General features: G+C 63.4%; 14 protein-coding genes. 8 read left to right on the top strand and 6 right to left on the bottom strand.

Annotated elements, in window-relative coordinates; genetic code table 11:
- Positions 1 to 11: 11 nt before the first annotated feature.
- From RMET_RS20780 to pcaH, 3 genes are all read right to left on the bottom strand, one after another.
- Positions 12 to 1,367: a 3-carboxy-cis,cis-muconate cycloisomerase gene (locus RMET_RS20780; RefSeq protein ID WP_035821481.1), complete on the bottom strand. Its 1,356-nt coding sequence runs from the start codon at positions 1,365 to 1,367 to the stop codon at positions 12 to 14.
- A gap of 121 nt (positions 1,368 to 1,488) precedes the next feature.
- Entirely contained in the window at positions 1,489 to 2,058 is a 570-nt protein-coding gene (gene pcaG, locus RMET_RS20775) for a protocatechuate 3,4-dioxygenase subunit alpha (protein WP_011518522.1), read from the bottom strand.
- A gap of 4 nt (positions 2,059 to 2,062) precedes the next feature.
- Positions 2,063 to 2,776, bottom strand: coding sequence for a protocatechuate 3,4-dioxygenase subunit beta (pcaH, locus tag RMET_RS20770; RefSeq protein WP_011518521.1), 714 nt, complete (start codon positions 2,774 to 2,776; stop codon positions 2,063 to 2,065).
- Positions 2,777 to 2,881: 105 nt separating this feature from the next.
- On the opposite strand from pcaH, the gene RMET_RS20765 reads away from it, so the two are divergent.
- The 7 genes from RMET_RS20765 to RMET_RS20735 all read left to right on the top strand — a co-directional run bounded on the left by RMET_RS20765 (position 2,882) and on the right by RMET_RS20735 (position 8,222).
- Positions 2,882 to 3,835, top strand: coding sequence for a LysR substrate-binding domain-containing protein (locus RMET_RS20765; RefSeq protein ID WP_011518520.1), 954 nt, complete (start codon positions 2,882 to 2,884; stop codon positions 3,833 to 3,835).
- A gap of 278 nt (positions 3,836 to 4,113) precedes the next feature.
- A complete protein-coding gene (locus tag RMET_RS20760; protein ID WP_011518518.1) occupies positions 4,114 to 5,493 on the top strand; it encodes an aromatic acid/H+ symport family MFS transporter in 1,380 nt (459 codons plus the stop codon).
- Between the two features lie 127 nt (positions 5,494 to 5,620).
- Positions 5,621 to 6,127 (top strand): shikimate kinase, encoded by a 507-nt coding sequence (locus RMET_RS20755; protein ID WP_029309323.1) that lies wholly within the window; start codon positions 5,621 to 5,623, stop codon positions 6,125 to 6,127.
- 99 nt (positions 6,128 to 6,226) lie between these two features.
- Positions 6,227 to 6,604, top strand: a complete 378-nt coding sequence (locus RMET_RS20750; RefSeq protein WP_011518516.1) for a hypothetical protein — start codon at positions 6,227 to 6,229, stop codon at positions 6,602 to 6,604.
- Between the two features lie 15 nt (positions 6,605 to 6,619).
- Entirely contained in the window at positions 6,620 to 7,111 is a 492-nt protein-coding gene (locus tag RMET_RS20745) for a type II toxin-antitoxin system VapC family toxin (RefSeq protein WP_011518515.1), read from the top strand.
- A gap of 65 nt (positions 7,112 to 7,176) precedes the next feature.
- Positions 7,177 to 7,563 (top strand): cupin domain-containing protein, encoded by a 387-nt coding sequence (locus tag RMET_RS20740; RefSeq protein ID WP_011518514.1) that lies wholly within the window; start codon positions 7,177 to 7,179, stop codon positions 7,561 to 7,563.
- 62 nt (positions 7,564 to 7,625) lie between these two features.
- Positions 7,626 to 8,222 carry an MliC family protein gene (locus tag RMET_RS20735; RefSeq protein ID WP_232310528.1) on the top strand — a complete coding sequence of 199 codons (597 nt, stop codon included), beginning with the start codon at positions 7,626 to 7,628 and terminating at the stop codon, positions 8,220 to 8,222.
- A gap of 127 nt (positions 8,223 to 8,349) precedes the next feature.
- On the opposite strand, the gene RMET_RS34550 is transcribed toward RMET_RS20735, so the two are convergent.
- The 3 genes from RMET_RS34550 to RMET_RS20725 form a co-directional block, all read right to left on the bottom strand.
- Positions 8,350 to 8,781 (bottom strand): fimbrial protein, encoded by a 432-nt coding sequence (locus RMET_RS34550; RefSeq protein ID WP_409365170.1) that lies wholly within the window; start codon positions 8,779 to 8,781, stop codon positions 8,350 to 8,352.
- A 507-nt stretch (positions 8,782 to 9,288) separates the two neighbouring features.
- Positions 9,289 to 10,308, bottom strand: a complete 1,020-nt coding sequence (locus RMET_RS20730; RefSeq protein ID WP_011239917.1) for an IS30-like element IS1086 family transposase — start codon at positions 10,306 to 10,308, stop codon at positions 9,289 to 9,291.
- A 590-nt stretch (positions 10,309 to 10,898) separates the two neighbouring features.
- Complete coding sequence (locus RMET_RS20725; RefSeq protein ID WP_011518511.1) at positions 10,899 to 11,627, bottom strand: aspartate/glutamate racemase family protein; 729 nt, start codon at positions 11,625 to 11,627, stop codon at positions 10,899 to 10,901.
- A 195-nt stretch (positions 11,628 to 11,822) separates the two neighbouring features.
- On the opposite strand from RMET_RS20725, the gene RMET_RS20720 reads away from it, so the two are divergent.
- A complete protein-coding gene (locus RMET_RS20720) occupies positions 11,823 to 13,037 on the top strand; it encodes an EAL domain-containing response regulator (RefSeq protein ID WP_011518510.1) in 1,215 nt (404 codons plus the stop codon).
- Positions 13,038 to 13,269: the final 232 nt, after the last annotated feature.

The following is a 13,269-nucleotide window of genomic DNA, read 5'->3' as shown; positions in this document are numbered from 1 at the left end:
TCTTGGTTCTCTTAGTTCTGTGGGTTCGCGCGTAGCGCCTGCCATGCGGCAACGGCGGCATCGGTGAAACGTTCGGATTGTCCAGCGTACTGCGCCGGATCGCTCAGTCGGTCGAGCGCGGCGTCGTCGAGCAATCCCGCGTGATTCGCATCTTCGGCCAGCGTGCGGGCCAGCGCGATACGCAGCGTGGTGTCTTCCGCCGCCGCGCGGCGCGAAGCCTGCTCCACGAGATGGTGAGCCTGCAACCGGCCGATGCGCCGCCCCAGTTCGAGCATGGTTGCCTCACCGAGGATCAGGCCGTGCGTGATATCGAGGTTCGCGCGCATACGGGCCTCATCGACCTCCAGCCCGGACGCGACGTCTGCCATCTGGCGCAGCGCGCCTGCCGCCAGCGTGACGATCTGCGGCAGCGTGTCCCATTCGGCCTGCCAGCCACCGAGCGCACGCTCATGCTCCTGCGTCATGCCCGCAAGCATCGTCGCCACCAGCGGTGGCACACGCGTCGCCGCGGTCAGCACCGCCGCGCATCCCACCGGGTTGCGCTTGTGGGGCATCGTGCTCGATCCACCGCGTCCCGGGCCAGATGGCTCGGCTACCTCGCCAACCTCGGTCTGCATCATCAGCGAGACGTCGCGTGCCATCTTGCCCAGCGTGCCGGTCAACATACCGAGCGCGGTGGCCACTTCGACCAGACGATCGCGATGCGCGTGCCACGGCAGCGCGGGCACATCGAGCTGGAGTTCGGCGGCGAAGCGGGCCGCCACGGCCGGCGCGTCATCGCCCAGGCTGGCAAGGGTGCCGGCGGCGCCACCGAACTGGATCACGCGGACCTGCGCCCCAACGTGGTCTAGCCGCGTCAGATCGCGACGCAAGGCATCGAGCCAGCCGCCGGCCTTGCAGCCAAACGTGGTGGGCAGCGCATGTTGCAGCCATGTGCGTGCCACCATGGGCGTGGCGCGATGGGTCGCGGCCAGCGTCGCGCAGGCATCGCCCGCGCGCAGCAAATCGACGACGATCTCGCGCAGGGCATCGCGCAGTTGCAGCACGAGCGCGGTATCGATGATGTCCTGGCTGGTTGCGCCCCAATGCACGTAGCGGCCAGCGTCGGCGTCGCGCTGGGTGACGGCTGCAGTTAATTGCTTGACGAACGGGATGGCGAGATTGCCGGCGGATACTGCCGCCTGCGCCAGCGCCTCGAGGTCGATCACATCGACCCTGCCGCAGACTTCAGTAATGACGGCGGCGGCAGTGGCGGGAATCACGCCGCACTGCGCTTCGGCACGCGCGAGCGCGGCCTCGGCATCGAGCATCCGGCGTACGGTGCCAGTATCGGAGAAGACCTCGAGCACGGCGGGACTGCCGAACATCGGGTCGGTCAGGCGAGAAAGCGTGGGCATCGTCGGTGGGGGCAAACCGGTGGTAATGCGCCGATTGTCATGCAAAGCAGGGCACGGGGGAAACCCCGCGCCCTGCTTGCAGTGCATCAGATCAGATATCGAAGAACACGGTCTCGCCCGCGCCTTGCAGCACGACGTCCCAGCGGTAGCTGTTCTGGCCGTTCGGCTGCGCGATCAGCGTGGCGCGACGCTCGGCCGGCACCAGCGCCAGCACGCCGTCGGCGGCGTTGGCCGTGGTTTCCTCGGGGAAGTAGATGCGCGAGGCGACGTGCTTGACCAGCCCGCGCATGAACACCGACACCATGATGTGCGGCGCCTGTGGGCGGCCTTCCACGTCGGGCACGGCGCCGGGCTTGACGGTAACGAAGCGGAACGACCCGTCGCCCTCGGTCGGCACCCGGCCGAAACCGGTAAAGCCGGGGACCAGCCCAAGCTCGCGCTTGTCTTCCGGATGGCGATAGCGGCCAGCCGGATTGGCTTGCCAGATCTCGACCATGCCATCGGGCACAGGCTCGCCGTTGCCATCGATAACGCGGCCTTCGATCACGATGCGCTGCGCGGCCAGGTCGGGCGCGTCGGCGGTCAGGTCGGCGCAGTTCAGGCCGGCCAGGCCGATATGCAGGTAGGGTCCAACGGTCTGGGATGCGGTGGCGTACAGCATGGCCTTACTCCATCGGCGTGGCATCGCGGCCGCGCAGCACGATATCGAAACGGTAGCCGAGCGCGTACTCGGGGGCGGTGTTTTCCCAGTCGAAGGTCGAGATCAACCGATTGCGTGCCTTCTCGTCCGGCACGCAGTTGAAGATCGGATCGAACGGCAGCAGCGGATCGCCGGGGAAGTACATCTGCGTGACCAGCCGCGTGGCATACGCGTTGCCGAACAACGAGAAATGGATGTGCTGCGGCCGCCAGGCGTTATGGTGGTTGCGCCACGGATAGGCGCCGGGCTTGATCGTCTTGAACTGGTAGCGGCCGTCGGCATCCGTGATGGTGCGGCCCTGGCCCGAGAAGTGCGGGTCGAGCGGCGCATCGTGCTGGTCGCGCTTGTGCACGTAACGACCGGCGGCGTTGGCTTGCCAGACCTCGATCAGCGCATTCGGCACCGGGTGGCCGTTTTCATCGAGCACGCGGCCTGTCACCAGGATACGTTCGCCGATCGGCTCGCCACCGTTGCCTACGGTCAGGTCGTTATCGCCCTCACGGACAAACTCGGGGCCAAAGGTCGGGCCGGTGACCTCGGAAAGCGATTGCGGCAAGGCGATCAGCGACTGGCTCGGCGAGCGGAGTTGCGTCGAGGCATACGGATCGAAACGGTACTCGGGCTGGGTGTTCCAGTACGGCCGACGGTACTGGTCCGGGCGGGCGGAGCGTGGGGGCATCGTGCTGTCTCCGTGGTTGTGTTGTGTGAGTGAATGGGCTCGACTGTATTCAACGCCATAAGTCATGTAAATTGAGTTTTTCCGCAATTTGAATGATTTTTTGTTATGCATAGTAGCTCGCCGTCACGTGAAGCCCGCATCGACACGTTCCGCAGCCGGATCCGGTTACGCCATCTGCACTGCTTCGTCGCTGTGGCGCAAACCCAGCATCTGGGCCGGGCCGGGGAGCGCCTCGGCCTGACACAGCCGGCCGTCTCCAAGACGCTGACCGAACTTGAGGAACTGGTCGGTGCCCGGCTGCTGGTGCGGCAGCGTGCAGGCACGGACCTGACCGCCGCCGGGATGCGCTTTCTGCGCCAGGCGCTGCGCGTGCTCGAGGACCTCGACGCCGTGGCGGACAGCCTGGCCGGCGCTGACGCAGCGCGGCAGGAGCGCATTCGCGTGGGTGCGCTGCCGAGCATCGTCCCGGCTTTGCTGCTCGAGGCAGTGACCGACTTCCGCGCGAATCACCCGGAAGTCGGACTTGCGGTGCAAAGCGGCATGAACCGGACGCTGATCGACCTGCTCAAGGCTGACGTGCTCGATGTGGTGATCGGCCGCATGGACGACCCCGGCGCGATGGAGGGGCTGTGGTTCGAATCCCTCGCAGCCGAACCACTGGTGCTCGCGGTGCGGGCGGGCCATCCGCTTGCCGGCAATGCTCGCCCGACGATGCGCGACGTGCTGGCCTGGCCGATGGTGGTGCCAGCGGTGGGCTCGATCCCGCGCCACAGCACCGAGAGCCTGCTGGCGCGACACGGATTCGCCTTGCCGGCCGGCTGTCTGGAAACGGCCGATGGCTACTTGGGCCGGCTCGTGACACAGCAAGGCGACAGCGTCTGGGCGGCACCGCTTTCGGCAACGCGCCGCGCCGTCGCGGCCGGCGAACTGGTGCTGCTGTCCTTCGACACGCAAGGCACCGAAGAGCCGATCGGATTGCTCCGCCGGAGCGATCGCACACTTGAGCCGGTGGCCGAAGCATTCGCCGATACGATCCGCCGCATCGCGGCCAGCCGATAGGGTTGCCGTCGGCACTCTCTGCCGCCTGCCCGGTCTTTTCCGATATTCCGCATTCCCCGCGCGCCCTTTTCCGCTGAGGCAGCGCGGCGGATACGCGGGCTCCAGCCAACCGTGTCTTGCGGGTTTACGCCGATATTTCGCGCGCCGAAACGCTGCGTATGATCCGTTCCTACTGAGAACAGTGGTTCGCCCTTAGAACAATAAAGGCGAAACGGCCGCGCCAAACGCCCGTCAGAAATGCGAGAGCGGTCGCCGACAGATCCGAAACGGAGACAATCATGTCCCATGCCCCGCACTCAGCGACCAGTACGCTAGACGTCCAGTCGCTCATCGACAGCCAGCGCTTCTCCGCGTATCAATGGCTCATCCTAGTCCTATGTTTCCTTATCGTCGCCGTAGATGGCTTTGACACAGCGGCCATGGGCTACGTTGCGCCGGCCCTGGTACAGGATTGGGGCATTGAGAAATCGTCACTTGGCCCCGTCATGAGCGCCGCGCTGTTCGGCCTGGCCTTCGGCGCGATCTTTGCGGGGCCGATGGCCGACCGCGTCGGCCGCAAGAAGGTGCTGGTGCTGTCCGTGTTCTTCTTCGGTGCCTGCAGTCTTGCCACGGCATTTGCGCCGACGATCCGGTGGCTAACTGTCTTGCGATTCCTGACCGGCCTCGGCCTGGGCGCCGCCATGCCCAACGCGGTAACGCTGATGTCCGAGTACGCGCCAGCGCGCCGCCGCGCGGTACTGGTCAACACGATGTTCTGCGGCTTCCCGCTGGGCTCGGCCGCCGGCGGCTTCTTCGCGGCGGCGATCATCCCGCAGTTCGGCTGGCATAGCGTGCTGGTCTTCGGTGGCGTAGTGCCGCTGGTACTTGCGGTGGTGCTGGTGACTACGCTGCCGGAGTCGGTCCGCTATATGGTCGTGCGCCAGTACCCCGCCGACCAGATCCGGCAGGTGCTGGCGCGCGTGACCGGCGCCCGAGTGGATGGCGCAGGCGTCTTCACGATCAGCGAGGCCGCGCCCGCGTCGTCGTCGGCCATCGGCACTGTGCTGGCGCCGCGCTATCGACTGGGCTCGACCATGCTGTGGCTTACCTACTTCATGGGACTGGTGATCTTCTACCTGCTGACGAGCTGGATGCCGACGCTGATGAAAGACGCCGGTTTCTCACTGCAGCGTGCGTCCTTCCTGACCGCCCTGTTCCCACTTGGCGGCGGCATCGGCACCATCGCGGCTGGCTGGTTCATGGACCGCTTCAATCCGAACAAGGTCATCGCCATGACCTACGCCCTGACCGGCGTGCTGATCTATGCCGTGGGCCAGGTCGCCAGCGGCGATCAGGTGGTGCTGGGCGTGTTGATCTTCCTGGCCGGCACCGCGATGAATGGGGCGCAGTCGTCGATGCCGTCGCTGGCCGCCGCGTTCTATCCGACGCAAGGCCGCGCCACCGGCGTGGCATGGATGCTCGGCATCGGACGATTCGGCGGCATCACCGGCGCACTGCTCGGCGCCGAACTGTTGCGCCTGCATCTGGGCTTCGACGTCATCTTCACGCTGCTGGCGATCCCCGCGTTCGCCGCCACTGCCGCGCTGGTCGCCAAGCATGTGGGCGCCCGGGGCGCGGCCCCCGTCGACACTGGCGGAGCCATGGTGTCCGGGCACTGAGACCGGCCGGCGCCGCCCAGGCGCCGGTGAAGTTGCCCCATACGTGCTACCGTTCGGAGGTACCAGTGTCCAGCGCGCGATCTTGGATCAGCAAACCTCCGGAGACAATCTCTTCTTCATCGGCTTCATGGGCGCCGGCAAGACGACGATCGGGCGCGCCGTGGCGCACGAGCTCGGCCGCCCGTTCTTCGACACCGACCACGAGATCGAGACGCGCTGCGGTGTGCGGATCGCCACGATCTTCGAGCTCGAGGGCGAGGAAGGCTTCCGCCAGCGCGAGTCGCGCGTCCTGGATGAACTGACGCAGCGCAGCGGGATCGTGCTGGCCACCGGCGGGGGCGCGGTACTGCGTCCGGAGAACCGCGCCATGCTGCGTGCGCGCGGCCAAGTGGTCTACCTCGACGCCTCGCTGCCCGAGATCTGGCGCCGCACGCGGCGCAACCGCAACCGTCCGCTGCTGCAGACCGACAATCCGCGCGCGCGGCTCGAGGCGCTGTTTTGCGAACGCGACCCGCTGTACCGGGAAATTGCCCACATCGTCATGCCAGCCCATGGTGGCAGCATTGCCCAGGCTGTCGCCAATGTCCTGGCACGGTTGGACCTTGCGCCTCCCGATCCATTCCCCCACGCATGAAGTGACCACTCATGACCAATAACTCAAGTGAGTTATTGGTCCGCAAGCTACTCTGGATGCACACTTGCCGGGGGTCAGTCGACACGACCCTGAAACGACTTGGCAACTCTTGCTGCCCCGGCGATCCCGCGCGCCGGGGTATTTTCTTTTGCGGCACCGCTTCTGCCGACAAGGGCCGACTCGATTGCCCTGTATCAAACCTCAAACCTCTCGGCACAGACGGACACAACTTTCCACCCCGCCATGGTGCACGATGGCGACCTCTTCAACGACTCAGCAAGGAGGTCCACCATGGAGATGACACACCACCCCGACACGCAATGCCTCAACCGGGCGACAGATGGTCAATGCCCCGTCGAAGCGCAGGACCAGCCCTCGAATCCAGCAGTCGCGCAATCCAGATCCCTTGCCGCGCTAATCCTGGCAATTCCTCCCGGCGACGCCAGCGATGAATGGGATTTCGCGCGGGTCCAGTGAGCGGAGCGACCGAGCATGTATCTGGTCGACACCAACATCATCAGCGAGCAACGCAAGAGCGCCCGGGCGAACCCGGGCGTGCTCGAATTTTTTGAGGATGCCGCCGCCAACGGTCGCGAGATATTTCTCTCGGTCATCACACTTGGAGAACTGCGACGCGGCGTGGAGCTCAAGCGCTTCCGCGGGGACCACAAGCAATGCCAGGTCCTGGATGACTGGGTGCTGACGGTACACCGGCGCCATACCCACAACATCCTCGGCATCGATGCGCAAATCGTCGAACTCTGGGGCCATCTGAGCGTGCCCGACACGCAAAACTCACTCGATAAACTGATCGCTGCCACAGCGCTCGTGCACGGACTGACAGTCGTAACGCGCAACGTCCGGGACTTCGCGAACACCGGCGTCCGAATCCTGAACCCCTTCAGCGACGTGCCGTCCGTGCGACGGGTTCTCGCTTTATGCCCACGCTTACTCCGCGGGCGATGCCAGGCGGCACGGTGCTGAGTCAAGGAAGCAGCCGGCCATGAGACTACACTTACAGTTTCAACGCCGTCTTTATCGCTTCCGCTGTGAACTCCACGACTCAACCCTCTCTGCCAACCTTGACCGACTTCCTGGGCCGTCCGGCGCCGAGCCACGACAATCCGCGGCCGGACCGACTCGTGAAAGGCAACCCTGATCGCACCACCTGGACGCACTACAGCGCCACCCAGGGCGACTTCGACTGTGGCATCTGGGCGTGCGAGCCAGGCGCGTGGCGCATCGCTTTCCCCGCCGGCAAGGAAGAGTTCTTCCACGTCATCAGCGGCCGCTTGCGCATTACCAGCCTGGCCGGCGAGGCCCGTGAGTTCGGGCCCGGCGACGCCTGTGTGATTCCCGCCGGATTCGAGGGCGTGTTCGAGGTGCTCGAGCCCGTGCGCAAGCATTTCGTCGTTATCGATCGCAACGCCAGTTGATTTCATTCTCAGGAGACCGTGCCATGCCCATCCGTCTATCCGTTCCGACCGTAGCACTGGCAATGCTTGGCACCACCAGCGTGGCAATGGCCGCCAGCCCAAGCTTCGATTGCGGGAACGCCAAAGGACAGGTGGAGCAATTGATCTGCAAGGACGATACGTTGGCACGACTCGATCGAGAAACCACCCGGCTCTACGGAATGGCGCTCGACGCCCGATCATTGCCGGCCCCACAGAAGAAAACGCTCCTGGCGGAGCAGCGCGGCTGGATCAAGGGCCGCAACGACTGCTGGAAAGCCAGCGATGCCGGGGTCTGCGTCGCTGCCAGCTATCTGGAGCGCATCCACGAGCTGCGCCACGCCTATGCTGGTGCTCGCACGCAGGACGACAAGGGCATCAGCCGCGGCCCGTTCGATATCCGCTGCCCAGACGTCAAAGCCGTGATTGCCGGCACATTCGTACAGACAGAGCCGGGGTTCGCCTATCTGCGCTGGCTCGATCAACAACTGGTACTGACGCAAACGCCTGCTGCTTCAGGCGCACGCTATACGGCCACGACCGCTAATGGGGAAGCAGTGTTCTGGGACAAGGGGCCGGACGCACAGTTAACGCTCCCCGGCAAGGCGGATATGAACTGCCGCGTAGGCATAAGAGACTGACAAGCGCGGGGACCACGAATCACCAGGTCCATTCAACGGGCCCAAGCGGACCCTCGGAGCGATTGCACCCAAGATGTACAACACGCTCTGTTCATGACCAGACAATCAGATACTCAGTGCTCGTACCCTACTCGTACACCATGGTGAAGATCGAAGTTGCATCCGCTCGCCCGCCTCTTACAGGCTCGCCAGTCAAAATATATCGTCCACCAAAACTGTAGGTACTTGCACCATCTGGCGCCCGCGCTGTCAGCAGCACCGGCGTCCGCAGTTGCAGCGGTACTCCAACCGAACTCAGCAATTGCACGCCTATGCCCGAGGCATTCGATGAGTTAGGTGTGAGGCCAAGGATATCGGGCTTTCCGGCTATCGCCGTCACTGGATCGAACTGGATAGATGTTCTCGGGCCAGAAACGCAATTCATAGTAATCCGGAACGGTATCGTGGGTCCGTAAGCACCTGCCTGACGCCCACTGAACCCGTTTGGATAGGCAACCTCTCGCATATTGACGCTTACATTCCGGGAGCCCGCGGCAACCGAGCAGGAACGCGTATTCATTGTTCCCATGATGCTGACTTGCGTGAGAGTCACGCTGTTGCTTGCGTTATCGGCTGCGGTCACTCGCAACTGGCCCCCAACAAATCGAAGTGATCCCGCCTGCCAATTTGGCGCTGTCTTGATGACTTCCACGCGTACTCGCAGACCGCCTGTGCCATATGCGGGTCGCATGGATGGCAGGGAATTCTGCAAGTCTGCGGTGAACGACAGTGGGATAGCGGTCGCTCTGGTGGGTGTGCCGTAATACGAACTCGGATTCCAGATATAGATCCGCACGCCAACGCCCGCCAAATTCGTGGGGTAAACATCATTCCAATACCTTTGCACCGGGGTGCCTAGCATCGAGAAATAGACTTTTGTCTTGACCCGGAGATTTCCGATAGGGCTTAGATTCCCAGCCGGAAGATTTTGGCACCAGCCCGCATTATGACCGCCGTAAGCATCCCAGTCGCCAGACACGGTGTAAATCACCGGGCGGTTTCAAGTGCGAAGCGCAACACCCCTTGGTTATTGAACAGGAAGCCGGTCCGTGGGATTGGCCAGAACCTGAGCGAGGACTTGTAGCGGGGAGTGCCAGTTCAGGGTTTTGCGCGGGCGGCCGTTGAGGCTGTCGGCGATGGCGTCAAGTTCCTCCTGCGAGTAGACGGACAGGTCGGTGCCCTTGGGTAAGTACTGGCGCAGCAGACCATTGGTGTTCTCACAGGTGCCGCGCTGCCAGGGGCTGTGCGGGTCGCAGAAGTACACTCGCACGCCAGTGGCGGCGCTCAGTTCGGCGTGCCTGGCCATCTCTCGACCCTGGTCGTAGGTCAGGGTCTGGCGCAGCGGCGCCACCAGGGATTGCAGCTTCCCGGTAAAGCCGGCCAGAGCCGATGCAGCGGTGGCGTCTGGCATCTTGACCAGCAGTACGGCGCGGCTCATGCGCTCAACCAGCACGCCTACGGCGGATTGGTTGCCCGCCCCCTTGATGAGGTCGCCCTCCCAGTGCCCGGGCATCAGCCTGTCGTTCACCTCGGGCGGGCGCACGTGAATGCTGACCATGTCGGGAATCTGGCCGCGCCGGTCGGTTCCACGCGAGCGCGGCAGACGCTTGGTTCGGGCCTGTCGCAAGCAGGCGATGAGCTGGCGGCGCAGCTCACCCCGCGGGTATGCGTAGATGGCGTTGTAGATGGTCTCGTGGGACACGTTGAGGTCGGGTTGGTCAGGAAAGGCCCGCTTGAGCGTAGCGGAGATTTCCTGGGGCGACCACTTCTGATCGAGGAAGTGGCGCACCACGCCCCACAATACGCCATCAGGAGCGAGCTTAGCGACCGGACGGCTGGCCTTGAGGCGTTGCGTACGGCAGGCTTGTGCGCTCATTGCGCCATAGCCGCCACGGGCGGTGGCATTGCGGCGAAGCTCACGCATCAGTGTCGAAGGCGCGCGGCCAAGCCTGCGGGCCATGGCCCGCAGGCTGACATCTTCTGCCTTCCAAATCTCGATGCGCATGCGTTCTTCGGGTTGTAGTTGTTGGTACTTCGTTCTCGTCATTCACCACACCTTACCGAATGGCAAGGTGTTGCACTTCAGATTTGAGGCCGCCCCGATCCAACTGGCATACGGTCGGCGGTAGCTTCAGAAACAGTGCCAAGATTAATATTCAAGGTAGCCACTGGTGACGTCGAGGTACACCAGGCTGCCATAGCAGGAGACCAGGCCAAAAACAAGAACACGGACGCCAGCCAACGGTTTCTCCAATTTGAGGCAAGTATTTTCAACAATGCAACCCCGACGATTTCGAATGACAAACGTACATCCGCATACGTTAAGGCTGCACAGAGTGCCACAAGGACCCGGCCCCCTCCATCGCAGTTGTCCGAATATTGGACTGATAGCCGCAAGCGGCAAGCATCACGCACAAGCGATACAAGCCGCCCTGCCTTGCGGCGCTCAGGGCAAAAAAATGCCTCAAGTCGCAGGACAACTTGAGGCAAGGGAAACATGGCTCCGGGGAGTCACTCCTCGAACCAGCGATGTCCACGCCATTCGGCGCGGACAGGCCCGAGAATAAAACGCCCCCTGACGCAACAACATAGAGAACGTTCGAATCCGGGTGACAAGTCCATCTTGGAGCGTCGCATCTATCCGGGCAGAAGCGCCTCAGGCCACCTGGCCACCTCCCCGGCTGCAAGCGCCACCGCTGCCATGGCATGTAGCTCGGTGGTATCGAATGTCGGCAATGCCGAATCCTCGGGCTTGATCAGCAACGTGATTTCCGTGCAGCCGAGAATCACGCCCTGCGCACCACCGGCTTTCAGCGATTCAATGATGCGCTGATAGACTGCGCGCGATTCACTCCGCACGACGCCGTGACAAAGCTCGTCGTAGATGACGTCGTGCACAAGCGTACGGTCATCCTGATCCGGTATCACAACCTGGATACCATGGCGCTGTTCCATTCGGGCGCGGTAAAAATCCTGCTCCATGGTAAATCGCGTGCCGAGCAGGCCGACCCGTTCGATACCGGCACGGCGCAGCGCGTCCGCGGTCGGGTCGACGATATGCAGGAAGGGCACGTCGAGCACCGCTTCAATAGCGGGGGCCAGCTTGTGCATTGTGTTCGTGCAAAGCACGACAAAATCGGCGCCGCCGGCTTCGACCTGGCGTGCCGCCTGCTGCATCTGGTTTCCCAAGTCCTCCCATCGCTCCGCGTGCTGTAACGTTTTGACCTCTTCGAAGCAGACAGTGACCATGACGCTACGGGCATTCCTGTGTCCGCCCAGGCGGGCCTTCATCCCCTGGTTGATCAGCCGGTAGTACTCGGCCGACGACTCCCAGCTCATGCCGCCAATCAGTCCTATTGTTTTCATCCTGCGCATCCCTTTGCTTTCATCTCCGCTCAAGCATGGACAAATCACCCCCGAGTGCCGTGGAGAAACCTCTGCATCTTCGCCGAGAAACCTCGGATCGAATGGCGTTGCCCCTACCAATATGGCCTGTCCTTTCTCATAAAGCTCCGTAGAATTCAAGTACTTCGCTCTCCACCTGCCATCGCAGAAAGCCCCATGCCCGCCCAATTCGAAGCCCTGCGAGTCCTGATCGTCGAAGACCATCCGTTCCAGCGTGCGGTAGCGGGCCACTTGCTCCACCGTCTGGGTGCCATGAATACCCATGCGGCGGCAGACGGGCGCGAGGCGGAACAGGCATTGCGCGAACAGGCGTTCGACCTGGTCCTCTGCGACATTGATATGCCCAACTGCAACGGACCGGAACTGATGGCGCGGCTGACCCGCGATCGCGAGCACGCGTTCTTTGGCACACCGCCGACTTGGGCATGGACCAGCAGTCTGGCACCAGACATCCTCGATTCGCATCGCGCCTTCGCCAGCGAGCACATTTTCCCGCGCGTGTACGCGCTGGCCAAGCCGCTGAATTTGATAACGCTTCAGGCCATCCTGGAAGAGGTCGCAACCAGCAAGAGCGTGCTGAACATTGCGAACCACAACGGGCCAACCGACGACGAGTTGCGTGATCTGACCAGCCACCCGGACGCGCTCGTCTTCATGCTCCAGCCACAGTTTCACATTGCGACCGGTCGCCTTGCTGGTGCGGAAGCGCTTTGCCGCTGGCAGCATCCGAGACTGGGCCTGATACCGCCCACGCTCTTCATCCCCCGGCTCGAAGCGCTGGACGCCGCCGATGTGATCTTCCTCACCGCGATCGACCGGTGCCTTGCGGCTCTGATTCTTCTGGCCAAGGCCGGCGTTGCCGTGCCAATCAGTGTCAATGCGTCGGCGCAGACGCTCTGCCGACCTGGCCTCGTGGAGCGGCTCGAAAGCGTGGTCGCCGCAAGCGGCGTGCCGCGCGCACGGCTGACACTCGAATTGACCGAGGAAACCACCGTCCGGGATCCTTTCGCGCTCGGCATTGCGCTCAACCGCCTGCGGCTGCTCGGCTACCGCATTGCCATCGACGACTTCGGTATCGGCATTGCCACGCTGAAACTGCTGGCGGACCTTCCATTCACGCAGATGAAGGTGGACAAGTCGTTTGTCAGCCAGATGCTGGCCGGAAACCAGCGCGCCACGATTTGCCGCAGCATCATCCGGCTGGCCAAGGATCTCAGCATGGAGTGCGTAGCCGAAGGCGTGGAAACGCCTGCGCAGTGCGCGGCGCTTCACGCACTCGGGTGCGATATCGGCCAGGGATACCTGTGGGCACCGCCCGAGCCCATCGACGTGTTTCTCAACGCCGCGCCCGGCCGTTACGGACAGGAATGATTGCCGCACGATGGCACGCCATCCCGTCACCCTGAAGCACCGGCCTTGACAGCACCCGCGAGCGCCTTAATCATCTCTTTCGATTCACCTGCTGTGCCCCCAGGCGCAACCAGGCGCTCGGCGTGGTAGCTACACCACTCCGAGCATTGCATGACTTCGCGGCAATCCATACAATAACGATTCTCATTTACAAGCAATCTAACCTCCGCCGGCCCATCGGGCGACAAGGAAT

The organism is Cupriavidus metallidurans CH34 (genome assembly GCF_000196015.1).
Classification (GTDB): domain Bacteria; phylum Pseudomonadota; class Gammaproteobacteria; order Burkholderiales; family Burkholderiaceae; genus Cupriavidus; species Cupriavidus metallidurans.
Note: the sequence above shows the minus strand (reverse complement) of the source record. Positions and strands in the feature narration are given on the sequence as shown.

Coding starts and splice junctions, on each gene's coding strand:
- RMET_RS20780 (WP_035821481.1), bottom strand. CDS start 1,367: ATGTTCGGCAGTCCCGCCGTGCTCGAGGTCTTCTCCGATACTGGCACC.
- pcaG (WP_011518522.1), bottom strand. CDS start 2,058: ATGCTGTACGCCACCGCATCCCAGACCGTTGGACCCTACCTGCATATC.
- pcaH (WP_011518521.1), bottom strand. CDS start 2,776: ATGCCCCCACGCTCCGCCCGCCCGGACCAGTACCGTCGGCCGTACTGG.
- RMET_RS20765 (WP_011518520.1), top strand. CDS start 2,882: ATGCATAGTAGCTCGCCGTCACGTGAAGCCCGCATCGACACGTTCCGC.
- RMET_RS20760 (WP_011518518.1), top strand. CDS start 4,114: ATGTCCCATGCCCCGCACTCAGCGACCAGTACGCTAGACGTCCAGTCG.
- RMET_RS20755 (WP_029309323.1), top strand. CDS start 5,621: ATGGGCGCCGGCAAGACGACGATCGGGCGCGCCGTGGCGCACGAGCTC.
- RMET_RS20745 (WP_011518515.1), top strand. CDS start 6,620: ATGTATCTGGTCGACACCAACATCATCAGCGAGCAACGCAAGAGCGCC.
- RMET_RS20735 (WP_232310528.1), top strand. CDS start 7,626: ATGCTTGGCACCACCAGCGTGGCAATGGCCGCCAGCCCAAGCTTCGAT.
- RMET_RS34550 (WP_409365170.1), bottom strand. CDS start 8,781: ATGAATACGCGTTCCTGCTCGGTTGCCGCGGGCTCCCGGAATGTAAGC.
- RMET_RS20730 (WP_011239917.1), bottom strand. CDS start 10,308: ATGACGAGAACGAAGTACCAACAACTACAACCCGAAGAACGCATGCGC.
- RMET_RS20725 (WP_011518511.1), bottom strand. CDS start 11,627: ATGAAAACAATAGGACTGATTGGCGGCATGAGCTGGGAGTCGTCGGCC.
- RMET_RS20720 (WP_011518510.1), top strand. CDS start 11,823: ATGCCCGCCCAATTCGAAGCCCTGCGAGTCCTGATCGTCGAAGACCAT.